21 protein-coding genes are annotated in these 22,756 nt (G+C 35.2%); 13 read left to right on the forward strand and 8 right to left on the reverse strand.

Features of this window, described 5'->3' with window-relative positions; translation table 11 throughout:
- Window positions 1-20 precede the first annotated feature (20 nt).
- Together ACMAZI_RS13115 and ACMAZI_RS13120 are read left to right on the forward strand one after the other, a co-directional pair.
- The gene (locus ACMAZI_RS13115) at window positions 21-2,312 is read left to right on the forward strand and encodes a PEP/pyruvate-binding domain-containing protein (RefSeq protein WP_412474262.1); all 2,292 of its coding nucleotides are present in this window, start codon (window positions 21-23) and stop codon (window positions 2,310-2,312) included.
- Window positions 2,266-3,684: a PQQ-binding-like beta-propeller repeat protein gene (locus ACMAZI_RS13120; protein WP_412474263.1), complete on the forward strand. Its 1,419-nt coding sequence runs from the start codon at window positions 2,266-2,268 to the stop codon at window positions 3,682-3,684. The genes ACMAZI_RS13115 and ACMAZI_RS13120 overlap by 47 nt, the downstream gene beginning before the upstream one ends.
- Here the strand turns inward: ACMAZI_RS13120 and ACMAZI_RS13125 are convergent.
- Window positions 3,681-4,649, reverse strand: a complete 969-nt coding sequence (locus ACMAZI_RS13125) for a hypothetical protein (RefSeq protein WP_412474264.1) — start codon at window positions 4,647-4,649, stop codon at window positions 3,681-3,683. The genes ACMAZI_RS13120 and ACMAZI_RS13125 overlap by 4 nt on opposite strands.
- A gap of 94 nt (window positions 4,650-4,743) precedes the next feature.
- On the opposite strand from ACMAZI_RS13125, the gene ACMAZI_RS13130 reads away from it, so the two are divergent.
- The 4 genes from ACMAZI_RS13130 to ahpF all read left to right on the forward strand — a co-directional run bounded on the left by ACMAZI_RS13130 (window position 4,744) and on the right by ahpF (window position 8,398).
- On the forward strand, window positions 4,744-5,313 hold the full coding sequence (locus tag ACMAZI_RS13130) for a manganese efflux pump MntP family protein (RefSeq protein ID WP_120404429.1): 570 nt from the start codon (window positions 4,744-4,746) through the stop codon (window positions 5,311-5,313).
- 70 nt (window positions 5,314-5,383) lie between these two features.
- Complete coding sequence (locus ACMAZI_RS13135; RefSeq protein WP_115361046.1) at window positions 5,384-6,010, forward strand: carbonic anhydrase; 627 nt, start codon at window positions 5,384-5,386, stop codon at window positions 6,008-6,010.
- A 191-nt stretch (window positions 6,011-6,201) separates the two neighbouring features.
- On the forward strand, window positions 6,202-6,774 hold the full coding sequence (gene ahpC / locus ACMAZI_RS13140; protein ID WP_199506631.1) for an alkyl hydroperoxide reductase subunit C: 573 nt from the start codon (window positions 6,202-6,204) through the stop codon (window positions 6,772-6,774).
- A 73-nt stretch (window positions 6,775-6,847) separates the two neighbouring features.
- The gene (gene ahpF / locus ACMAZI_RS13145; RefSeq protein WP_412474265.1) at window positions 6,848-8,398 is read left to right on the forward strand and encodes an alkyl hydroperoxide reductase subunit F; all 1,551 of its coding nucleotides are present in this window, start codon (window positions 6,848-6,850) and stop codon (window positions 8,396-8,398) included.
- Window positions 8,399-8,482: 84 nt separating this feature from the next.
- Here the strand turns inward: ahpF and ACMAZI_RS13150 are convergent, their stop codons facing one another.
- Window positions 8,483-8,668 (reverse strand): hypothetical protein, encoded by a 186-nt coding sequence (locus ACMAZI_RS13150; protein ID WP_115361040.1) that lies wholly within the window; start codon window positions 8,666-8,668, stop codon window positions 8,483-8,485.
- A gap of 80 nt (window positions 8,669-8,748) precedes the next feature.
- Complete coding sequence (hemN, locus tag ACMAZI_RS13155; protein ID WP_412474266.1) at window positions 8,749-10,083, reverse strand: oxygen-independent coproporphyrinogen III oxidase; 1,335 nt, start codon at window positions 10,081-10,083, stop codon at window positions 8,749-8,751.
- A 234-nt stretch (window positions 10,084-10,317) separates the two neighbouring features.
- On the opposite strand from hemN, the gene ACMAZI_RS13160 reads away from it, so the two are divergent.
- Window positions 10,318-10,761: an OsmC family protein gene (locus tag ACMAZI_RS13160; protein WP_120404431.1), complete on the forward strand. Its 444-nt coding sequence runs from the start codon at window positions 10,318-10,320 to the stop codon at window positions 10,759-10,761.
- Window positions 10,762-10,867: 106 nt separating this feature from the next.
- Window positions 10,868-11,908: a hypothetical protein gene (locus tag ACMAZI_RS13165; RefSeq protein WP_412474267.1), complete on the forward strand. Its 1,041-nt coding sequence runs from the start codon at window positions 10,868-10,870 to the stop codon at window positions 11,906-11,908.
- Between the two features lies 1 nt (window position 11,909).
- On the opposite strand, the gene ACMAZI_RS13170 is transcribed toward ACMAZI_RS13165, so the two are convergent.
- The 3 genes from ACMAZI_RS13170 to ACMAZI_RS13180 all read right to left on the reverse strand — a co-directional run bounded on the left by ACMAZI_RS13170 (window position 11,910) and on the right by ACMAZI_RS13180 (window position 14,817).
- Window positions 11,910-12,668, reverse strand: a complete 759-nt coding sequence (locus ACMAZI_RS13170) for a hypothetical protein (protein WP_412474268.1) — start codon at window positions 12,666-12,668, stop codon at window positions 11,910-11,912.
- Between the two features lie 120 nt (window positions 12,669-12,788).
- The gene (locus tag ACMAZI_RS13175) at window positions 12,789-13,439 is read right to left on the reverse strand and encodes a sensor histidine kinase (protein WP_412474269.1); all 651 of its coding nucleotides are present in this window, start codon (window positions 13,437-13,439) and stop codon (window positions 12,789-12,791) included.
- A gap of 346 nt (window positions 13,440-13,785) precedes the next feature.
- Window positions 13,786-14,817, reverse strand: coding sequence for a hypothetical protein (locus tag ACMAZI_RS13180; protein ID WP_412474270.1), 1,032 nt, complete (start codon window positions 14,815-14,817; stop codon window positions 13,786-13,788).
- Window positions 14,818-15,179: 362 nt separating this feature from the next.
- Here ACMAZI_RS13180 and ACMAZI_RS13185 point away from each other — a divergent pair, with 362 nt between their 5' ends.
- Complete coding sequence (locus tag ACMAZI_RS13185; RefSeq protein WP_412474271.1) at window positions 15,180-16,478, forward strand: sensor histidine kinase; 1,299 nt, start codon at window positions 15,180-15,182, stop codon at window positions 16,476-16,478.
- Here ACMAZI_RS13185 and ACMAZI_RS13190 read toward each other — a convergent pair.
- Window positions 16,475-17,353, reverse strand: coding sequence for a LysR family transcriptional regulator (locus tag ACMAZI_RS13190; RefSeq protein ID WP_158536837.1), 879 nt, complete (start codon window positions 17,351-17,353; stop codon window positions 16,475-16,477). The two genes, ACMAZI_RS13185 and ACMAZI_RS13190, sit on opposite strands and share 4 nt — an antisense overlap.
- A 121-nt stretch (window positions 17,354-17,474) precedes the next feature.
- Between ACMAZI_RS13190 and ACMAZI_RS13195 the strand changes: the two genes are divergently transcribed.
- From ACMAZI_RS13195 to ACMAZI_RS13205, 3 genes are all read left to right on the forward strand, one after another.
- On the forward strand, window positions 17,475-18,080 hold the full coding sequence (locus tag ACMAZI_RS13195) for a 50S ribosomal protein L25 (RefSeq protein ID WP_412474272.1): 606 nt from the start codon (window positions 17,475-17,477) through the stop codon (window positions 18,078-18,080).
- Between the two features lie 79 nt (window positions 18,081-18,159).
- Window positions 18,160-19,524: an NAD-dependent epimerase/dehydratase family protein gene (locus tag ACMAZI_RS13200; RefSeq protein WP_412474273.1), complete on the forward strand. Its 1,365-nt coding sequence runs from the start codon at window positions 18,160-18,162 to the stop codon at window positions 19,522-19,524.
- A 67-nt stretch (window positions 19,525-19,591) separates the two neighbouring features.
- Window positions 19,592-20,089 carry an Hsp20/alpha crystallin family protein gene (locus tag ACMAZI_RS13205; RefSeq protein ID WP_115361015.1) on the forward strand — a complete coding sequence of 166 codons (498 nt, stop codon included), beginning with the start codon at window positions 19,592-19,594 and terminating at the stop codon, window positions 20,087-20,089.
- Here the strand turns inward: ACMAZI_RS13205 and ACMAZI_RS13210 are convergent.
- Window positions 20,086-20,700, reverse strand: a complete 615-nt coding sequence (locus tag ACMAZI_RS13210) for a hypothetical protein (RefSeq protein WP_115361013.1) — start codon at window positions 20,698-20,700, stop codon at window positions 20,086-20,088. The genes ACMAZI_RS13205 and ACMAZI_RS13210 overlap by 4 nt on opposite strands.
- 298 nt (window positions 20,701-20,998) lie before the next feature.
- On the opposite strand from ACMAZI_RS13210, the gene ACMAZI_RS13215 reads away from it, so the two are divergent.
- On the forward strand, window positions 20,999-22,693 hold the full coding sequence (locus ACMAZI_RS13215) for an ATP-binding protein (RefSeq protein WP_412474274.1): 1,695 nt from the start codon (window positions 20,999-21,001) through the stop codon (window positions 22,691-22,693).
- The last annotated feature ends 63 nt before the right edge of the window (window positions 22,694-22,756 follow it).

Below are 22,756 nucleotides of genomic sequence, written 5' to 3' on the forward strand. Positions count from 1 at the left end.
TTTATTGAGAGGATGGGCCGATGTTATATTATTTTGAGAATTTACCTGAAGACAAAACACAAGTAGGTGGTAAAGCTTATATGCTTGCCATGATGGCACAGATGGATATTCCTGTTCCAAATGGAATTATCTTGGATGCAATGCCATCAGATAGTGAATTAGAGGAAGTTTATCAATTTGCTAAAGATGGAGAACACTCTTTGGCCGTTAGAAGTTCTGCTACTGGGGAAGACTCGAAAGAGAATAGTTTTGCTGGCCAGAATTCCACATTTCTCTATGTCGATAATGATAGTGATTTAAAAAGAGCGATTACTGACTGCTTTAACTCAATTAATAAAGAATCTTCAAAAGCCTATCGCCAACATTTCTTAGGAAGTTCTAAAGAAGTCCCAATGAACGTTGTAATTCAACGTATGATTGACCCATCTTTTTCAGGAGTTTACTTCTCAAAAGACCCAAGAGGGAAGTTTGAATCTTGGATGCTTGAGTATATTGATGGAGTCGGTGAAGATCTTGTTTCTGGGAAAAGAACTCCCACAATATTGAGTGAGTCCCAAAGAGTAAGCCCAGATATAACTTCTGAACAAATTGATGAAATTATTCGTTGTGCAAAACTTGTGGAAGATAAGTATCAGGATGATTTTGATATTGAATGGGCCATTGATAAAAAGGGGATTGTCTATCTTCTTCAAGCAAGGCCAATTACAGCAAAAGCTTCAATTTCAAACCTTAAGAGAATTGGCCATGAGGAGCTTGAAAGATTAGAGTCAATTTATCCTCAAGAGACAGTCTGGGATGGACAGACATTTGCAGAATGGACAACAGCGCCAACAACATTAACAACTGAGATTTGGGCAAATTCATTTAGGAAGGATCAGGCATTCGATAAGGCCTTGCAAGAGCTTGGTTATGTCGGCTTCAGTAAAGATGAGTGTTTAATGGATGAAGTCTTTGGACGAAGTTATATTAACCTTTCAAAGCTTGGGCAAATGTATTTTGGTCCAATTCCCTATACAATAGAGCCAAATCCTAGGCCGCATTTAAAATTTCATTTTTCAAAAGTTACTCCACATATTCTTATGAAGACACCTCAGACAATGTGGAGAATGTTGAAGGTTGGCCTCTCAATCAATACACATAGAAAAGAAGTTATTAATGATGCAACGAAGGCATTGGTGGATATTTCTGTTATTAATAAAAGGCCATATGATAATAAGATCTATCAAGATTGGACATTGGAAGATCTTTTAAATCGCTTCTCAAAAGAGTCATCACTTTTTAGTGAGAGAACTTTGGTATGGCCTTATATCTTGATCTCATTAACAGAGACAACAATTCAAACCTTAATATCTCTTTTAAAAAGTATCTATACTCCTCAAGAGGCCGATCACTTAATTAAGAGATGGTCTGGAGCAGGAATAAATTCAGAAACATTTAAAATGGGAATCTACTTTAAAAAAGCATGTGCAAAGCCCAATGCTCGTCACAATTTTCTTGCTCGCTATGGTCATCGTGGTCCGGGAGAACTCGATCTCAGTGCTAAGAGATGGGCCGAAATTGGTGATGATGCATTCTATGATTATCCCTTAGAGAAGTATGTAAAAGAAAAAAATAATCATACATTAGATGATGTTGAAGCCGAAATTATGGCAATGAAGTCATTTAAAAAGACTTTGATCTTAGAAGAGTGGAAGATTTTAAAGGATCTCTTAGAGCTAAGAGAGAAGTGGAAAATGGCGATTTTAAAACCTTATGCCCATATTCGATATCTTTGTTTAGAAATCGCACGTCGATATAAATTAGATGACTTAAATGATATCTTCTATCTTCATATCCATGAGATAAAGAATTTTAAAAGAAGTTACTTAAGCCTTATCAGAGAAAGAAAGCATAAGATTGAAATGTTTCGAAACTTCAACTTTTCAACAGTTACTTCTTTAAGAGAAATAAAGTCTGTTATTGATGGTAATGAAGAAGCTTCTTCAAGTAATCTAGTCGGAGAAGGACTATCTTCAGGAATGGTTAGGGGCAAGGTTGTTGTCATCAATAATCCTTCAAATTGGAAAGAGATTGAATGGCCTGAAAATGCAATCGTCGTCGCTCAATCAACTGATCCAGGATGGACACCAGTTTTCACTAAAGCAAGTGGGATCATTGTTGAGCGTGGTGGTGTCCTGTCACATTGTGCAATTGTTGCCAGAGAAATGGGAATTCCAGCTGTGAGTGGAATTAAACAATGTCATATTAAATTTAAAGGTGGAGAGGATGTTTTCGTTGATGGAAATTCTGGAAGTATTAAACTCATGCAATAACAACTTTTGTAGTGATTATAGTTACTCTATTGTTCCAACGGTATTGTTACCCTTAGCTTTTCTAAGTACAGGAATTACAGTTGTTGCAACATTTATTGCAGGGCTCTTTGGGGTTAAGCTCAAGGCCGAAGGGCCAAAAAAGCTTCTTGAGGTTTTACTTAAGCCTAAGGTGTTAATCTCTGCAATGATTTTTAATCTTCTTATCTACGGTGGAATGGAAGCCTATCAATATATAAAGCATGGGCCAGTACCTCTATTTATTCAAAATACTTTTAATAGTGATATCACTTATAAGAAAGACCCAATAAATGTTGATCCTGAGAATTTTATTTGGCAACAAATTGTACCTGAAGGAATCTTTGCTTCCGGTACTGTTGTCGATGGAGAACTTTTTGTTGGATCTAAAGAAGGTAATCTCTTTGTTTTGGATATAGAAACTGGGGCCATAAAGAATAAGATTTTCTTTGGTAAGTTTCTGTCGCCAACTCCTGTCTATTTTAAAGGCTTCTTATATTTTGGCGAAGGGCTTCATGCTTCTCATCATATGAGGGTTTATAAATTTGATCCTAAGCAAAAGAAGGTTGTAGGCTCTTTTAAAACTAAGGGGCATACAGAGATTCTTCCTGTCATTCACACAATTGAAGGAAAAGACTATCTTTTTCAAACAGCTGGTGGGGATGGCCTCTATGCAATTGATCCTGAAACAATGAAAGAAATCTGGCACTTTGAAGGTGGCCATATGGATGCCTTTGTTCTTTTAAAAGATAATGCAGTTTATGTTGCAAGTGGTGTTCCTGAAGAAGACCTTGGTAAGGCTAGACCTTTTGCTTATAAAATTAATGCCAAGAGCGGTAAGCAAATTTGGCGTGAAGAGCTACCTCTTTCAAGTTGGTATGGACCTGTTGCAACACGTGAGAATATTTGCTTTATTCAAGGTGAACTTCATGTGAAGTCAGAGCTTGGTGGACTTGTATGCTTTAATTCATTAGGGGGCAGAATTAGTTCTGTTGAAATTGATTCACCTGTAATTGGAAAGCCTTTAGTCTTTGATGATATTGTTGTCTTTAATGACTTTGATGGACGTGTCTATGCTTGGAATAGTGTGACTTCCAAACTTAAATGGAAGTATGAGAGTCGCAAGAAGAAGATTGGCTATAATTATTCATCAATGAAGTATGATGGAGAGAAGCTGATCTTTATTGATCGCCTTGGAAAGATATCTTACTTAGACCTTAATGATGGAAGCCTTATCAAATCCCGTTTATTTTCTGAAGGTGAGAAGCCTGAGAATATCTTTGCGGATACTCTAATTTTAGATAAGGGACATATTGTCTTTGGGATGAAGGGAAGCATTAAATATTTTAAAAATTAGTGATAAATACAGGACATAAGCTTTCTTAGGTTATCACCCGTTGAGTTTTGAAGTGGCCCAAAGTGGTTATAAGACCAGCCTGCATAGAAGTGTGGGCTGACACATCTCTTATTCGACTCTTTTAGCTTTCCTGATTCTGTATTGCTTGGGTGTGTGTACTTCTTTGTTTGCGTATTAAGCTGAACTGAAAATGCTTGAATAACTTTGTGGACTCCACAATAGGCATTAAATTGCTGTGTGGTTGAGCCAAAAACTCTTATTAAATTATCCTGTTCCTTATTCTTGATCTGACATTTCTCTTCTTGGTAGAAGTGATTCCATGAATCCACACAAGGCTTAATATTGCCAGCGTAATTTGGTGTGAATTGAAAGAGGCCGATATTTAAACGACTCACTTTTGGTTGCCACTTATCGTAGTAGAACTTTACTCCATCCGGTTTACTATATTTTCTAGGTCCATATTTCTTTGCAAGCTTCTTACTGGCTTTTGTATCAGCAGTTGTTAAGCTTTCAGTATAAGCAAGGCAACCAAAGAATCTTGCCCATAGTTTCTTAAGCTCTTCTCTATGGCCTAGTGAACGGTATTCATTATGTTCATCAGCAAAGCGATTCGCTAATTCAATTGTTTTAGCATCAGGTACTTTTTTAATTGTTTGAGAAAGGCTCTCCTTAGAGACTAGGCATAGAGGGTGACTAAGTAGCCCTACAGCTTCTTGGTTTTCCATTTTTGAAGGCATATTATAAACTGATGCCACATGAAGAAATGTTGGTTTCTTATTTGCTAATTTTTTAATGAAATATTCTATGCTCTCACCAAAGCTAATATTATTAACATCATGACATTGATCAATCTCAAATTCAGATTGGTTTAGAACCTTACTTAACTCGTCATCATTAAAGTAAGAGTCAACGCTTTCAAGGGATGCATAACTACTAAATGAGAGAATGAGGATTAAGTATTTCATTGCTATGACAATATTAAAAAAATACCATTTAGGACAGTAGTGTGAAAAAAAGAATAATCATTGTCTAGCTAATCAAACAGTATTATAAGTACTTATGGTTAATTATTTTGAAGTTGTTATAATAGGGCTTGTCCTTTGTGCGGATTCTTTTTCTGCTGCTGTCGCAATGGGAGCTCGTCCTCATAAGTTTAGTGATTCGATAAAATTTGCTTTCTCTTCAGGTGGTGCGGAAGCGCTAGTTGCATTCTTAGGAGCCATTGCTGGTGCGAAAGTTATTGCACAATTTGATTATATAGATCACTGGATATCGTTTGGACTCTTAACTGCTGTTGCCATTCATATGGCCTATGAAGGTTATGAAGAATTGAGTGGTAAGCACGATGATGAGGAAGAAAAACCAAAAGAATTCCACAGTATTTTTAAAGTAATACTCGTTTCATTTGCTACAAGTCTTGACGCCTTTGCTGTTGGTGTGACAATTGGTGCAACAGGAAAGGTGCTAACTCCATATATTATCTCTATCGGTGGATGGGCATTTTGTTCAACAATTGTTGGAATGAGCATTGCAAAACGTGCTTCAGATAAGCTTGGGCCTATTTTTAGTATTATTGCAGCAATTATTCTTCAAAGTCTGGCGGTTAAGTTCCTTCTAGAGGGATTATAACTTAAAGCGTAATTGGCAAATTCATTAGATTCACATATTATTTATCGAATATAATCAAATAGGTGAATTAATGGATATCAAAAATATCTTCAAAAATAATAAAGAGTGGGTGAAGGCAAAGCTTAACGAAGATGAGAAATTCTTTGAAAAGTTAGGTGCGGGGCAAAACCCGAATTATCTTTATATCGGATGCTCTGATAGTCGAGTAACTGCTGAAGAAGTAATGGGGGCCGGCCCTGGAGAGGTTTTTGTTCATCGTAATATTGCCAATATGGTTATAAGTATTGATCTTAATGTCATGAGTGTTCTAAACTACGCTGTTGAACATCTTAAAGTTGACCATATCATCGTTTGCGGGCATTACGGATGTGGTGGAGTAAAGGCAGCAATGGAAAGCCAAGACCTTGGTATTCTTAATCCATGGCTTAGAAATATCAGAGATGTATATCGCACTCACAAAACTGAACTCAATAATATTAAAGACGAGGATAAGCGATATGAGCGCCTTGTTGAGCTAAATGTTCAGGAACAATGTATCAATGCCATAAAGACTGCTGCTGTTCAAAAAGCAAACCGCGAAAGGGGTCTTAAGGTCTATGGTTGGGTTTTTGATGTTCATTCAGGTGAGCTCAAGGATCTAAATATTGACTTTGATAAGATTCTTAGTGAAATCATGGAGATATATCATCTCGACTAGCCGCGTCTCACTTATCTAGAGCAATATGGCCGACTTATTTTTTGATGCGACACATAAGCAAGATCTATTGTAATTACCGCCCTTGATAGGTGAAATCTATCACATATTAGACAATTAATATTAGAGAATTTCTTGATTTATTGCCATAATTCTAGGCAAGAATTAAACACTGAAAACTTTTATAAAAGGAGATGCAAGTGCAAACTTTAATCAACACAAAAGTACAAGATTTTTCTGTACAAGCTTACGTAAACGATGACTTTAAAACAGTTACAGCAAAAGACCTAGAAGGAAAATGGTCTATCCTTTTCTTCTACCCAGCTGACTTTACTTTCGTATGTCCAACTGAACTAGGTGATATGGCAGATAAGTACGAAGAATTCCAAAAAATGGGTGTAGAAGTTTACTCTGTATCAACAGATACTCACTTCACTCACAAAGCATGGCATGATGCTTCTGAAACAATCAAGAAGATCAAGTACCCAATGCTTGCAGACCCAACTGGTCAATTAACTAGAGCATTTGGTGTTCATATTGAAGAAGAAGGTCTTGCTTATAGAGGGACTTTCCTAATCAACCCTGCTGGTGAAATTAAGCTTGCTGAAGTTCAAGACAACGGAATTGGACGTAACGCTGATGAACTAATGAGAAAAGTTCAAGCTGCTCAATTTATTGCTGAGCACCCAGATGAAGTTTGTCCAGCTAAGTGGAAGCCAGGTTCGGAAACACTTAAGCCTGGTCTAGACCTTGTAGGTAAAATCTAGGAATTATTCTTATACAGAATACTAGATATATAAAGGGGGCCTCGTGCCCCCTTTTTTGAAGAAGGAGAACAAAATGTTAGATAACGCAATCATTGAACAATTAAAATCAGTCTATGCTAATTTAGAAAGTGAGATTGGACTTGTGTACAGTGAATCTAGCAATTCAAAGCAACAAGAGCTTGTAGAGATGCTAGAGAGCATCGCAGGTACTTCTCCTAAAATAAGTACAAAGTCTAGTGGGGAGACTTATGATTACCCACATTTTGAAATTCAAGTTAATGGGAAGGCAAATGGAATTAAATTTTCAGGGATCCCTGGAGGACATGAGTTTACCTCTTTAATCCTGGCCATTTTAAATAGTGATCTAAAAGGGAAGCTCCCTGATGATATGATCATTAATCGAATAAAATCTCTTAAAGGATCAATAGATCTTAAGACATATATTTCTCTTTCATGTGAAAACTGTCCTGATATTGTTCAGGCCTTAAACTTAATGGCCATTTATAAGGAAGATTTTACTCATGAAATGATTGATGGTGAATTCGTCCAAGATGAAATTAAGGAATTGAAAATTCAAGGTGTACCAAGTGTTATTCACGATAAAGACCTTGTACATTCTGGTAAGTCATCACTTGTTGATCTCCTTGAGAAGTTAGAAGAGCGCTTTGGCAAAGATGAGAGCTCAACTTCAAATGAAACTAAGGACCTTGGAGAGTACGATGTCATTGTTATTGGTGGTGGACCTGCTGGTGCGTCTTCTGCTGTTTATACAGCAAGAAAAGGCCTAAAGACTGCCATTATCACTGATCGTGTTGGTGGTCAGATGCAAGATACTAAGGGAATCGAAAATTTTATTTCTGTTCCATATACTGAAGGCCCTGAGCTTTCAGCTGCACTTGGAAAACATGTTTCAGAATACGATATTAAGCTACTAGAACATCGTCGTGTTGATAATATCGAAAATGGAGAACTTAAGACTTTATTTTTAAATAGTGGTGAAGTGGTTAAAACAAAGTCTCTTATTATTGCAACGGGTGCTAAGTGGCGCGAGCTAGGAGTTGAAGGAGAAAAAGACTATCTAGGACGTGGTGTTGCTTATTGTCCTCACTGTGATGGACCTTATTATAAAGGCAAGGATGTAAGTGTAATCGGTGGTGGAAACTCTGGAGTTGAAGCAGCGATCGATCTTGCTGGAATTGTTAAGTCTGTAACGGTTGTGGAGTTTGCTCCTGAGTTAAAGGCCGACCAAGTTTTAATTGATAAGTTAGAGTCACTAAAGAATGTAACAATTATTAAAAATGCTCGAACAGATAAAGTCATTGGAGACGGTGAAAAGGTTGTGGCCCTTGAATATGAGGACCGTGATTCTGGAGATATTAAAAAGATTGATCTCGATGGAGTCTTTGTCCAAATTGGGCTCGTTCCAAATACCGCTTTCTTAGGTGATCTTGTGGAAAAAAATAAATTTGGTGAAATTATTGTGACTGATAAATGTCGCACGAATCAAGAAAGAATTTATGCGGCAGGTGATGTTACAACTGTTCCGTATAAGCAAATTATTATTTCAATGGGTGAGGGGGCCAAGGCCGGACTTACTGCATTTGAAGATTTAATGCTGTCATAAAAACGCATCTCTCTCTCGCGTTTTTTGTCATAAGGAAGGCCTCTTAGTTGAGGCCTTTTTTATACAATAGTTTATTTGATTATTTTAAGAACCACATCCAATGCAATCAACAAAGCTATCAACAGGTTTTACACCTTCAAGTTTCATTTTTATGTTGTGGATACGACCACGAATATCCATATCATCCATCATATTTCCAGTCAGTTGTGACTCAAGAGATTTGATTTCAGCAAGTAATTCTTCTTTCATTTGTGGCGATAATTGACTCATTAATTCTCCCTATAGATATGTGTGTTGTGTACATATTATTATGCGTCATCCCGGGAGGAATTGCAAGTCAGCCTATCTGTTTAAAGGGATGTCGAGCCACTATTTTGCTTTGATTTTAGTAAATGATGATCAAAGATACTGGCGATATTTCTCATAAAAGGTCTCCCTTTTTCTGTTACGAGAAAACGATCACCTTCTTCGATAAGGCCATCTTCTTGCAGCTCATCTAGTTTTTGTTTAATGATGCTTGCATGATTAAGTTTTTTCCATGACTTCTTATCAATGCTATTAGTTGCAAAGAAGTCTTGCATGATTTCTTCTACTTCAAGATCTTGGGATGATTGTATATGACCAGATCTAATGGCAAGAAGGCCACTATCAATCTTATTATAATATTCTTTAACTTCCTTCTCATTTTGAGCAAAACTTTTAATTGATGAAGAGATTGATGAGCAGCCGAGACCTATGATCATGGATGATGTCTTATGTGTATGTCCCATAAAATTACGTCTTAAACGACCTTCTTTTTTGGCCTTGGCCAAGCTGCTATCATCTTTTGCAAAATGATCTAATCCAATTTCTTCGTAATGATTAATGGCAAGAAGCTCTTTTCCTTTTTCATAAAGTGCTCTCTTTTCCATACCGTGTAGTAGGCCCTCTTCTGGAATGAGTCTTTGATTCTTAATTCTTGATGGAAGGTGAGCATAACTATAAAAAGCGATTTGTAATGGGTTCAGAGTTAATACTTTTTCTATAGTTTCTGTGATTGTATTTGTTGATTGAAAAGGAAGACCGTAGATTAAATCAAAATTTATATCAGCAATTCCAATTTCTCTAGCATAATCAACAAGTTCTTTTACTTTCTCATAAGGCTGAACTCTTCCTATTGCGTGTTGCACTTTTTCATCAAAGTCTTGGATTCCCATTGAGAGTCGTTCAATTCCAAAACTCTTATACATATCGAGTTGTTCTTTAGTGCATGTACGTGGGTCAATTTCTATCGATCCTTTAAATTCTTCCTCTTTGAAGTTTGGAGATAACTCATTAAATAAATTTGTAAAGGCCTCTACTGTTAAGAAGTTTGGAGTTCCTCCTCCTAGATGAATCGAGGCGATTTTGATATCTCCTAGCTTCTTCTTATATAGCTTCCATTCCTTTATTAGGTAGTTCACATATTCAAGGCCACGATCTTTATTCTTGGAAATAACACGATGGCATCCACAGTAATAACAAAGCTTCTCACAGAAAGGAACATGAATATATAATTCCACTCCCTGAGCTGGATCATATTGATCCTTAAGGTGTCCAAGCCAAATACCTTCACATGGGGCCCCATTCCAATGGGGGACGGCAGGATAGCTTGTATAGCGAGGAACTGGGATGTTGTACTTTTTTTCAAGATCATGAGATTTCATATCTTTCTCCTAATTGAGATTAATCATAGAAGAATTTCCTTAGAAAAAAGATGACCTAGATTAGGAAAATTCAATTTAATTTAAGTCATCTAAATTGAACATGATTATAAAGAATTAAAACACTGGAAGATCAGTGACATGTTTACTTTTTAAATAAAAATGAGGTTTTATTTAAAACATTTGAGTTCGTTTTTCATTTAATATCCAATTATTAACTAAACATTGGAGAAAAATATGAGTGTTTACACTACGAGTTCACATGGTGAAAGTAAAAATGACAACATGGAAATTTCAGCTTCTGGAATTGAAAGTAAAATTCGTTCAACAGCTCCTCGAGAGTTTCAAGGTCCTGACTTTCAAGGAGATCAAAATCAGTGGTCACCTGAGGATCTATTCTCAGCAAGTATTTCGAGTTGTTATCTATTAAGCTTTAAAGAATTAGCAAAGGCCAGAAAATTAGACTGGGATAAAATTGACGTTAAAGCGGATGCAACTTTAGATCGAAAAGACGGACGTATGGCCTTTACTTCGGTAGAGATTAAGCCTGAGTTAGTAGTCAAAAATAAAAAGGACGTCGATAAGTATATGAAGTTGCTAGAAGAAACTAAAGATAAGTGTTTAGTAACAAATACTGTTAATTGCTCTTTAAAATTAAATCCAAAAATAAAGGTCGCCTAATAATATTGGGGGCTTAGGCCCCCTTTTTATTGCATATTTTTTATTCACTCCATGTAATTCTTCTGGAGTTAATGTTTTCACCTCTTATATATGGTTTAACGTTAACATGAAGAATCTACCCCGTTTAATTGTTCCTATCTTATTAATGTTAACTCATGGCCTTGGTTTTGCTTTTGATCTCAGTAGTGAAGTTGAAAAGTTGAATGAGGAATATCGTAATACTTATGAGTATCCTATTATCATTTTCGATAAGAATGAAATAGCACCAAAACTCGTTGGTCTAGAAGAGACTGATCAGATTGAAATTGTTAAAAATTATACCTTAGATGTTCATGACATCGAACTTTCACATAATGAGGCCGTGAATCTCGTTCCGTACTTTACATCATTAAATGGTGCTGCTTCTGCGATACCTTTCTTTGAAAGAGGCTGGGGGAAAGAGTTAAAATTCTGCGCCGTTTTACCAAATGGAATTATGAATGATTTATCTGAAGAAGTCAGAAGAGTTTTAGGTGACTCAAAAGAAGTCGATGTTTATGAGAACTTTGACTTTTCAAGGTTTGAAAATCTCTTTACGCTTGAAGAGTTATATCTTTATTCGCTTTATCATGAATTATCACACTGTCTTGATCAAAACTTCATGCTTAAGAATTACTCTTCTTCACCATCTGCACATGGAGTACATGAAGCAGAATCGTTTGCTGAAGTAAATGCTCTTTTCCTACTGGCCCAAAAGAAGGGGATGAGAAATCTTGGTGCAAAGAGAAGCTTACTTAGAAAAACATATAGTCAGTATATGGGACCTTACCTTGCAAGTGATAAAGTCAGTACATTTGCTGGACCAATTGTTAAAAAAGGTGGAAGTGTTTATTTCTTAACTCCTGCTATCATTGCCGCTCAAAGAGAGTTGGAAAACTATAAAAAAGGCGTCATGGACTTCAACTTAGAGCAAACCTTGGCATTATCGAAAGAAGTTGTTGAGCATCATGCAATTAATAGTCGCAGCTTCCAGGCCCTTAATAAGTCATTTAAAGATGGAAGTGAGGAAGCAAAGAGGTATTATCGAGACCTTTCTCAAAGAGATCCAGACCTCTTCTTAGCAACATATTATGACCTCTTATACTTGTCAGTTCTGCTTGATCGCTAAGCTAAGATAGAATATCTTTTTTTGAACGACCTTTATTTCTGATAGTGTTATAAAGGTCATACATTTTTCCTTCACCATATTCTACTTCTTTTAGCTCGTTAATATCCTTGATTAGATGAGTGACTTTTGTGATTCGATTTAGACTCTCTTCAATACGATCCACTGATTCATCATTACATTCTCTTCTAAGTTTATTAACAGTAAGTTTTGCAACTGTAAGAGGTGAGTTAATTTCTCGAGACAGGGTGATAATCATTTTGGATATAACGTCTTTCTTATGGAACAGTTCAACTTCTTTCTCCTTTAATCTTTCTATTAATTTCTTATAAAGAAGAAAGATAACGATAAGAAGTGTTGGATATATCTGGTTGACGATTATCTGATATTTCAGCGCGAGGAAACCTTCGAAGTCAGTCCCATAAAAGTAGCCATAACTCATTACAAGGAGATTACTTACAAGTATGAGGAATGAAGACTTATAATCTATTGTCTGAACACTAATAATAAAAAATGCAATAAACCATGGTAGTAGTGCACTTGAATGTGATTGTATTTCATAGGTTCTGTAGTTTAAAAGGACAAACGTAATAAAGAATATATATAAGCGATATAAAATGGTGCTATCATACTTCTTGTAGAAGTAGAGAGTGTATATCCCAACAGGGATAACGAGTGATGAGGCTAGAACGAAAAATGAATTCGTTTCAATTTGAAAGAAGAAAATTAAGAGAATTAATGCAAAGTTAATTACTAAGGTCATAACCGTAAAAGAGATTAACCTCGCTTGGTATCTCTTTTCAATTACAGCTAGTTCATCTTCACGATCAAATGCAGACTTTGGATAAAAGTAATTTAATAGGTCCTTTTTTATAAAATTCTCCTAAGTCTTTGCCGACTTATCTTTTGTATTAATAGCGCTATAGAGATCGAAGATTCTTCTGTCACCATGCTCCACTTCTTTCAAGTCGCTTATGTCTTTTATAAGATGTGTGATTTTAGAAATCTGATCTAGGCTTTCATCCATCTTATTCATAATTTCATTTTCACTTTTTCTTTTAAGCTTGTTAACTGTGAGTTTTGCGATTGCCAATGGGTTATTAATTTCATGAGATAAAGTGATTATCATCTTTGATATCACGTCTCTTTTATTAAAACTTTCTAGCTCCTTGGTCCTGGCAACTTCTGATAACTTCTTATAAAGCAGGGTAAATGCAATAATTAGGGTGGGATAGATCTTATGAATTACTAATTGATACTTTAGTGGTAGGAGCCACACATAGGCTTCACCATATTGTGTATTATAAGCTATTAGCGATAAATTACTTATCAATATAATAATGGCAACTCTGAAGCTTGTCGTGTAGACCATGACGATGAAAAAAGCGAGTATCCATGTCAGTAATTCTGTCGAGTGGGACTGCATGACATAAATACGATAATTTAAGATCACAAATGCCGTAATAAATAAAAGTACTCGATAAGTAAGAAGGTTGTCGTATTTCTTATATGTGTATAAGGAGATTAAGCACAATGGAATCACTAATGCTTCAGAGTATATAAAATTCGTCGTAAATTGAATTTGAGAGAAAATAATTATAACTATTGTTAAAAAGTGTATTAGAAGAGTGAATGTTGAGAAGGTAATAAGGCGCGCCTGATATCTCTTTTGGATAGCCGCTAGCTCATCTTCTTGGTCAAATGCAGAAGCTGGATAAAAGTATTTGAGAAAATCGATGCTAATGAAATGCTCCTAAATGATTCCTGTGGAAAATAATAAATGTTAGGGGCAAAGAGCGTCAATTTAATCTTGTAAAGATTTTAAATAACTTCTCTTATTGTGTGACGCGTTGACGTAACCAGCAATTTTGCTTAGCTTTTTATACTTCTAGCTTTAGAACTTCTTTTAGCTCTTTAATTAATTCTTCATTATTTTTCTTTGGTGAAATTCCAAAGTCGTTAAGCTCAATTCTCTTCGTCATTTGGTTATCAATTGCCTTAAGAACATTATCAATAAGTGCTTTCTTTCTTTGATTTACTAATTCTTCATCTCTAATTGTAAAGATCTCATTTAGTACTGTTTTGCCAATAAACTGTCTTGCTAGGGCCAGTTCTCCATGGATCTCATTTAGTAGTCGATTATCGTAGTTTGTTGACTGATCTTCAAAAGACCTAAGCTTAATCATTTGATAGCTCTGATCACTCATCTCATCATAGTAGAGAGCATTGAATATACTATTAGGGTTATTCGTTACTAAGACCGCAACAAGGTCAGCAAAGAATTCATTATACGATGACGATAAATGATAATACTCTATTTCATGATGAGTTTTCATTTTCTCTTGTAGTCTCTTTATCTGGTTTTCGTAGTATTTAACTGCGTTGCCATAATTTCCTGTGGCATAGGCGTTTTGAAGAGCTATTTTGTATCGTGATAAGCTTTCTGCCATTGCCTTAAACTGTGGATAAAACTTCTTTCCAATGACCTCGCCAAAAATTGCATGTGAATACTCATGGTAGAGGATGGCATCCGTTCCCAGGCTAAGAGAGTCGTATACTTGTCCCCATCGATTTGAAAAGGTAAGTCTTAAAGGAAGGCGAATAGTGCTTCCAATATCAAAGGATGCACCACTGTCTCTTGCAAGTAATTCAATATTAACCTTAGGTGATATATTTGAAATTTGTTTAACTTTATTCATGGCCTTATCGGCCCAAAAGGCATCCTCACAATCCACAAAATCCTTAGAACGAACTTTAAAGGCTTTATTAATAATTTGAAACTCTCTCTCACATTGCAGTTCTTGTTGAACCTCCATTGAGATCTTTAGAAAGCTTTGATGATCTTCTTTGGCAAAAGAGTTTAGGTTTAATAGAGCTGTGGACAATAGTAGAGTTGCTAGAAAATTATTCATAAGGAAAACTAACATTTTACTTATTTGATTAGGGGATTTTGAAACAATTTTCTAGGCCGTCTAAATTTAAAACGGAAAAATTGTCCTCTTCTCTAATTGTGTAAATAAATGCTGTTGTCTTTAGATATTTAGACTGTCTTGGGAATGGTTTTGTAACTACTTATAATCTTGATTATGAACGTGTACATGTATGTGAGTTTTATAAAATAATTCATATCCTTAACAGTTCTAAGTATTTAATATTAAAGAACTTTGATACCTCTTGGCCCGATTGTATAATATTCTTAGATATGATTTTTTCTGTCGCCATTAATTAAAATTTATTGTAACTAAGTTTAAATATTTTTCAGTAGGACTTAATTTTGGATCAATTTATAAATGTCTTTGGAGAGTTTAAAAACTCTGAAGAAGAGAGAGAGTATTTAGAAAATGCATGGAATAAGGACTCTTTCTATATTCGTTACTCTTATCTCACTTGTTGTATTTTGATGCTTTTTGCTGGCCTTTTCGCTGATTACCAAAGGACATTCTTTTATGGTTCTCCAAATATACTTACTGCCTTAAGAGTGGGGCTTGTAGCATATGGACTCTACTTTGTTTATTCGTGGAGAAATAAGGCATATAGTGAAAAAGTTGAGGTCCATCTTTTTTATATTAAACTTCTATCAGTCATTATTGTCGCTGCTCTAACATTTATGGTTCAAGGAAGAAGTTCAACACTTCTTGCTGGTGTTATGATTATGACGACTTCATTCTATGTCATGCTTCCTGGGCGACTAAATTGTATCATTTGGAATTGTGTTCTCTTGTTTTTAGTATTTTTAACAGTTCCTCTTTTACATCCTGAAGCAGACTTAGCAAATCATGGTTATCGCGTTTTTATTCTCGTTTCTTTAAATATTGTTCTCTTTGCTTTTCGTTCTATGTTTAATCGCGCTTGGCGACTTTTTCATATTTCAAATAGACGACTTGCTGAAATGAATAAGACTAAAGATGATGTCATCTCAACAATTGCACATGATCTAAAGAGTCCTCTTCAAGTGATTATGTCTTCAGCTCAAGCTGTAACACGCTCAAATCGAGAACTAAGTACGGAAAGAATTCAAAGCTATCAAAATAGAATTTTAAAAGCAGCTCGTAAAACAGATAATCTCTTAAGAGACCTCTTATCTTGGGCCATAACAAGTAATGAAAGTTTAGGCTATGATCCAAAAGATACAAATATAAAGCCAACAATTGAGAAGGCCATTGAATTTGCAATTGAATTGGCCCAGACAAAAGAACTTGATATTGATGTCGACCTTGAAGATTATGTTCTAAATCACGATAGCGTTATGATTGAGACTTGTATTAGAAATATTATTTCCAACGCAATCAAATTCACTCCTGAAGGTGGAAAGATTAATGTCAAAGGTCAACATGATGAAAATGGATATCAGATTGAAGTTGTTGATCAAGGAGAAGGCGTTCCTGATGTTGTCATCAATGGACTTGCAAGTGGTAACACATTCCATGTTAAGCAAGGAACGAAAGGTGAGAAGGGAACTGGTATTGGCTTAAAATTAGTTCATTCATTCTTGGAAAAACATAACGCAAAATTATTAATTGAAAACTTACCAGATTGTGGGTCTCGAGTAACTCTAAACCTACCTCTTGTTTAACTGCCTCTATATTTTACAATTCTTTGAGCAAGAGCATTTTCTTTTGAAATATCTCCACTTGTGATGGCCCATAAGTTAAAGACTAGATTCTTATCTTGTCCAAGCTTTATCAACCTCTTCTCTTTCAAGCTTTGCTTTACAACACTTCTAGGTAGAAATGCGGCAACTCCACCGTGCTCGACAGCAGACTTTATTAAAGATGAGTCTGTAAATTCACTAACAATCTTTACCGAAAGATTATTAATTTCAAAATAGTCTTCAATATTGCGTCCAAGTACACAGATCTCTGGATAATTAATTACTTTCTTATTACTTAAGCAATTTGGAAATTTTCCCTTAAAGCTATTTTTAGAAGCTGCAACACAAACTAATGGTTCTGCCTTTAATTTGTGAGCAATGAGCTTCTTTGAACGGCCTGTATACTCTGTGTCCGAGAGAATTAAGTCTAGTTTGTTATTTGCTATATCTTTATAAAGGGAGTCGAGGTCTTTTTGATAGATTTGTATTTTTAAATGTGGATTGATGATAAGTGGTTTTAGGAAGTCATAGATAACATCATTAGGTACCCATGGAACAGTTCCAACTTTTATAATTGTTATAAAATCATCATTATTAGACTTGAGATATTGAATCATCTCCTCTGAGTGTCGAAAGATTTTTCGTGCATACTCCATAACGACAATTCCATTGTCGTTTAAAACAAGCTTCTTGCCTAAGCGGTCAAATAGTTTCTTCTCAAGATCTTCTTCTAGTAAACGCAATTGATGACTCAGTGCTGGTTGAGTAATATTAAGCCTCTTAGAAGCTTTAACAATTGAGCCCTCTTCTGCTATTGTCAGGAAGTACTTGAGATGATTGAAATTGATCTTATACATAAAGCACCTATATAGATTTAACATTATATATCCATAATCTTATATGCATTTAATTTATAAGTCTATTTGCGTTAGGTTATTACTAACAAATAGAAATCGTTCAACAAAAAAAAGGATGGTTATGAGCAAAATGACTAATAAATTAACTCAACTAAAAATAGAAGATCGTGATCTACATACAAAGACTCACGAATTACGTGATATGGGATTAATCCCAGGGACAATGTATGGACCAAATGTTGAGAATACTCCTGTTAGAGCATCTGAATTAGACCTTAAAAAGGCCATCAGTAAAACAGGTGAGGTCTATGAAGTTAAGTCAAAGAAACGTACTATCTTTGTAAAGTTTGAAGAAATACAAAGAGACCCTGTTTCAAAGGAACTTGTTCACTTCTCTCTTGTTGAATTACCTAAAGGTGAAACAAATGAGGTTGAAGTACCTATTGTTGCAATGGGTGAGCCAGCTGGACGTAAGAAAGGTGGTGTCCTTGTTTTAATGCACGATAATATCACTCTTAGCGGTACTCCAAAAGATATGCCTGCAAAGGTTGAAATTGATGTTTCAGGGCTTGATATTGCGGAGAATTTAACCGTAGCTGATATGAAGTTACCTAAGAAGGTTGAGGCAATGATGGACATGGAAGAAGTTATTGCTATATGTCGACCACCTGCTAAAGAGGAATCAACAGAAGAAGAGAGCTCTGATGAGATGATGCTAGAGCCATAATTTCTTAAAATCTATTCATTCGACATAAATTAACTAAGCCTAGGTATTGCCTAGGCTTTTTTTATGATATCTTTTAATAATGAAAATTACTATCGCTGGTGCTTCTGGCTTTATAGGTCATCATCTTATTCAAAAACTTAATGGGATTCATGATGTTAGAGGCCTTGGTCGATCTCGTAGTTCCTCTAATCGTCCGAATGAGGCGAGTTTTGAGTGGAGGTCATGTGATCTTTTCTCTTACCAGAGTATTAAAAATTCTCTAGAAGATACTGATGTTGCAGTATACCTTGTCCATTCAATGTTGCCATCATCAAAATTATTTCAAGGAAGTTTTCAAGATACAGATTTAGTACTAGCAGATAACTTTGCTAAGGCCTGTATAAAAAATAATGTAAAGCAGATCGTTTATCTTGGTGGGTTAGTTCCGGATGGAGAAACAAGTACTCACTTAAAAAGTCGTTTAGAAGTTGAAGAAGTTTTCCAGACTTGTAAAATCCCTACGACAATTTTAAGAGCGGGAATGATTGTTGGAAATGGTGGATCTTCTTTTGAAATTTTAAAGAATCTTGTTCTAAACCTTCCTGCAATGATTCTGCCATCCTGGACTAAGAGTCGTACTCAGCTCGTTTATATTGATGACTTAACAGATATTTTCAAAAAAGTAGTAGGCAACCCAAAGTTCTATAATAAGTGTCTTAATATTGTTAATGGTGAAAAGGTCACCTATGAACAATTAATAAGAGAGACGGCCACTCATATTGGTAAGAGATGTCCAATGATACCTGTTCCAATTAATTATTTAAGCCTTTCAAAATGGTGGGTGAGTACTTTTGGTGAGGCCCCTTTTGAATTAGTTGCTCCTCTTGTGGATAGCCTTAAATGTCATTTACCAGTAGTTGAGGTAAATGAAGATATTAAGGACTGTATAAATTATCCAACATATAAGTCTATGCTAGAGAAGATCTCAACTAATAAGTTTGAAAAATCAAAACGTTATAAAAAGCGTCGATTTGAACATAAGAATGTCCGATCAATTCAGCGCTTAGACAATCCGTCTCATTTAGATATGCAAAGAGTGGCCCAAGAGTATATGAATTGGCTCCCACGCTATATTCACTCGATTGTTTATGTGGAGCAAGATGATGAGATTGTTAAATTCAAATTGATAGGGTTAAAAAAGTCTCTACTTGCTCTTAAGAAAATCTCAAATACCTCAAACCTTAATCGAGTTAAATTTCATATTGTAGGAGGTCTATTGTCTGGCTCAAAGAATACTGGCTGGCTCGAGTTTCGCGCTGTTGCCGAAGGACGCTACACAATAGTATCGGTTAATGAATTTAGGCCATATTTACCTTGGTATCTTTATCGCTATACACAAGCAGTTGTTCATTTATGGGTCATGAGGTCATTTAATAATTATTTGAATCATTTAAAAATCTCTTAAGTTTAGCTCCTTTTTTCACAGTGCTAAAATCTCAATCGTCTTATTAATTTAAAACTAGGAGGCGAATATGATGAGACGTTCAATTATTCCACGTAGAAATTCCAATCTCGCATCGAGCTTTTTTTCTGGAGATTCAATTGATAGCGACTTCAGAGAGATGATCAATGGTTTAGAGGATATTTGGCAGGGACGTGGTCTTTCAAGTGAAAGTGCAGGCTTTGGTGAAATGAAAGAAACGGATAATGCTTATTTACTAAGTGTTGATATGCCTGGAGTAAAAAAGGAAGACTTGAATATTCAGGTTGATAATGGACTCGTTACAATTGAAGCAACTCGTAAAACATTATTTGAAAATGGTGGGGGAGAAACAAGAAGAATCTCTCGAAGCATCACTGTTCCTCAGACAATAAATCGTGATGAGGTTCAAGCTCAAATGCAAGATGGTATCTTGTATTTAGCTTTACCAAAAAGCGCTGAGAACAAGTCAAAGCGAATAAATGTATCGGATGCTAATGAAAGCTTCGTGAAATTATTTGCCGATAGCAGTGATAAGTCTTCACACTAATCAAGGTAGATGAAAAGGGGGAGTTCACTTTCTAAGTGGACTTCTCCATTTCCAATATTTGAAAGAGTAAGGCTACTTAGCGCTTCAACACTGGTCCAATCTCGTAATTTATATTTACACTCACCATAAATTTTAATTTTTTGCTTTTCTAGGCTAATAATTGAAAAGGGCCCGTCTTGTTTTATAATATGATGTCCAGCTGATATAACTTGAATATTCCTATCGATATAACAAATACGTCGATTTTTACTATCTTTTAAAAAATGATGAATAGAGCCTAAATTAAAGAGTTGGTGATCGGCTCTTCCGCCACTAAAGCCAAAGAAGTACAAATTTGTAATATTATTGGGAATAAGCTCTAGGGCGGCATCAAGGTCAGATAAGTCTTTTTCAGGATTAAGTCTTATATCAATATTAAAATCACTTATATTTGAATCATTATCACCAATAGAAAGAGAGGCTATTTTAGATGGCCGGTAGTAGTTTAGGCCACCATCAACATAAATAGAAGCTAGCTCACTATTTAAAATTGAAGTATCGCTCAGCATAGGGCCAATTATTTGCAGTGTGTCGCACTCTTTAATCTTTAATAAGAATTCATCATGAGTCATAAGTCCATTATGTGATGTCTCGTTTAACTTGTATTGACGCTGTGCGGATGGCGATTTATGGGTACAAAAGTTGTTTAAAATGATAAAAATAAGAGTGGTTAATTTAAAAGTAACTTTATATTCAATATTTTTGTTCTTTGCTTTCTCTAGTCAGGTGTTTTCCAAGGCGGCCGACTCCTTTCATATTTTAATACTTCATTCGTATTCTCCTGATAGTTCTTGGACTTCACAATTAGATCACTCCATTCGTAAGAATATAGATGATGAAAACTATAGAATAATTACTTACTCCGAGTATATGGATACAAAAAGGCGCTCTTCACAGGACTACCTAAAAAGCTTGGAAGATTTTTATAAACAAAAATATCAAAAGACTAAGATTAATTTAATTATTACTACTGATGATAATGCATTTCATTTTGCTATGAAGAATCGAAGCTCAATATTTAGAAATGCACCTGTCGTATTTACCGGCCTAAATGGAGTCAATGATAAGAGATTTGATGAATATGAGAAAGTAGGTGGCTACACTGGTGTTGTCGAATCATTTGAGATTATAAAAATGGTAAAAACAGGCCTAAAGATTCATCCTAAAGCTAAAAAGATCTATATTCTAAACTCTATACATGAAAATTCAGGTCTCTATTTAAAACAAGAATTTAAAAAAGCTTTTGAAGAGTTTAAGCCTTCACAGGAAATCGTTTATCTTGAAGATTATGCAATACAAGACTTATATAAGAAGCTTGGTGAACTAGATGAAAATTCTTTTATTTTGTTTGGAGCATTCTCACGTGATAAGAATGGTACTTTTCTAAACTTTGAAAAAAGCTTAGAAAGTATGAGTGGTTACGCAGGAATTCCAATTTATGGTTTTTTGAAATACTATTTACCTCATGGATTAACTGGAGGCTACTTTGTAAGTAGCGAGGTTTATGGAGAGCAAGCTGCAATTTTGGCCAATCATATTATAGGGGGACGCAATGTCGATGAATTACCAATCGTTTTAAAGGCACCAGCTCCAATCCTCTTTGATTATCAAAAAATAGTTAAATACAATATTGATATTTCTAAGCTTCCTGAGAATGCACAAATCATTAACCAGAAGAATAAACTTCAAAAATTTTATCAAGAATATACAATTGAGTTTTGGATTATTCTCTTTTCATTTATAAGTTTAATCTCAAGTGTTTTTATTCTTTCATATTATTTTAATCAGCAAAAAAATCATAAGAAAGCAGTTCTGCGTATTAATGAAGAATTAGAAAAAAGAGTTGAGGATAGAACAAAGCAGCTTATTGAGCAGCAATCCAAACTTATTAACTCTGCAAAACTAGCTTCTATTGGTGAAATGGCAAGTGGAATAGCTCATGAGATCAATAACCCTCTTACTATTATTGATCTATCGGCCCACCGTTTGAAACAGAATGCAGATAATGAAACAGTTGAAAAGTCGGCCCAGAAAATTAAAGATACAGTTCAGAGAATTACAAAGATAATTCAAGGACTAAAGCAATTAGCAAAAGAAGATGATTCGCTTTCTCCTGAGCTCGTAAATATACGTGAGGCCATTGATGATGTTATCTCAATCTGTCAGGCAAGATTCAAAGATAATGAAATTGATTTCAAGGTAAATATCGCAAATGATCTTAAGGTTACTGGCGGCGCTGTTCAGATATCTCAAGTAATTCTAAACCTTTTAAATAATGCCTTTGATGAATTAGTGGAAAGTGAAGGGAAGCGTTGGATTAAATTAGAGGGGAAAAGAGATAATGACATGGTGGAAATCTCAGTAACTGACTCCGGAGATGGTATTCCTCAAGAGATACGTGAGCGCATAATGGAGCCGTTTTTTACAACGAAAGTTGATAAGAAGGGGACTGGTTTAGGCTTAAGTATTTGTAAGAATATTATCGAGCATCACCGCGGGCGTCTATTTGTTGATACATCATCCTCTAATACGAGATTTGTGATTCAAATACCTTCTATCTCCTAGATTGACACTAGATTTTTAACACTTAAGCATTTCATTTATAGGATAAAGTGTTATTATTTATAG

The organism is Halobacteriovorax sp. YZS-3-1 (assembly GCF_047084945.1).
GTDB lineage: Bacteria > Bdellovibrionota > Bacteriovoracia > Bacteriovoracales > Bacteriovoracaceae > Halobacteriovorax_A > Halobacteriovorax_A vibrionivorans.

Bases quoted from the DNA above. Each gene is read 5' to 3' on its own strand.
- ACMAZI_RS13195 (WP_412474272.1), top strand. From the start codon at position 17,475: ATGAGCAAAATGACTAATAAATTAACTCAACTAAAAATAGAAGATCGT.
- ACMAZI_RS13205 (WP_115361015.1), top strand. From the start codon at position 19,592: ATGATGAGACGTTCAATTATTCCACGTAGAAATTCCAATCTCGCATCG.
- ahpC (WP_199506631.1), top strand. From the start codon at position 6,202: ATGCAAGTGCAAACTTTAATCAACACAAAAGTACAAGATTTTTCTGTA.
- ACMAZI_RS13150 (WP_115361040.1), bottom strand. From the start codon at position 8,668: ATGAGTCAATTATCGCCACAAATGAAAGAAGAATTACTTGCTGAAATC.
- ACMAZI_RS13200 (WP_412474273.1), top strand. From the start codon at position 18,160: ATGAAAATTACTATCGCTGGTGCTTCTGGCTTTATAGGTCATCATCTT.
- ACMAZI_RS13135 (WP_115361046.1), top strand. From the start codon at position 5,384: ATGGATATCAAAAATATCTTCAAAAATAATAAAGAGTGGGTGAAGGCA.
- ACMAZI_RS13180 (WP_412474270.1), bottom strand. From the start codon at position 14,817: ATGAATAATTTTCTAGCAACTCTACTATTGTCCACAGCTCTATTAAAC.
- ACMAZI_RS13115 (WP_412474262.1), top strand. From the start codon at position 21: ATGTTATATTATTTTGAGAATTTACCTGAAGACAAAACACAAGTAGGT.
- ACMAZI_RS13165 (WP_412474267.1), top strand. From the start codon at position 10,868: ATGAAGAATCTACCCCGTTTAATTGTTCCTATCTTATTAATGTTAACT.
- ACMAZI_RS13160 (WP_120404431.1), top strand. From the start codon at position 10,318: ATGAGTGTTTACACTACGAGTTCACATGGTGAAAGTAAAAATGACAAC.
- ACMAZI_RS13190 (WP_158536837.1), bottom strand. From the start codon at position 17,353: ATGTATAAGATCAATTTCAATCATCTCAAGTACTTCCTGACAATAGCA.
- ahpF (WP_412474265.1), top strand. From the start codon at position 6,848: ATGTTAGATAACGCAATCATTGAACAATTAAAATCAGTCTATGCTAAT.
- ACMAZI_RS13215 (WP_412474274.1), top strand. From the start codon at position 20,999: ATGGATACAAAAAGGCGCTCTTCACAGGACTACCTAAAAAGCTTGGAA.
- ACMAZI_RS13125 (WP_412474264.1), bottom strand. From the start codon at position 4,649: ATGAAATACTTAATCCTCATTCTCTCATTTAGTAGTTATGCATCCCTT.
- ACMAZI_RS13170 (WP_412474268.1), bottom strand. From the start codon at position 12,668: ATGACCTTAGTAATTAACTTTGCATTAATTCTCTTAATTTTCTTCTTT.
- hemN (WP_412474266.1), bottom strand. From the start codon at position 10,083: ATGAAATCTCATGATCTTGAAAAAAAGTACAACATCCCAGTTCCTCGC.
- ACMAZI_RS13210 (WP_115361013.1), bottom strand. From the start codon at position 20,700: ATGACTCATGATGAATTCTTATTAAAGATTAAAGAGTGCGACACACTG.
- ACMAZI_RS13130 (WP_120404429.1), top strand. From the start codon at position 4,744: ATGGTTAATTATTTTGAAGTTGTTATAATAGGGCTTGTCCTTTGTGCG.
- ACMAZI_RS13120 (WP_412474263.1), top strand. From the start codon at position 2,266: ATGTTTTCGTTGATGGAAATTCTGGAAGTATTAAACTCATGCAATAAC.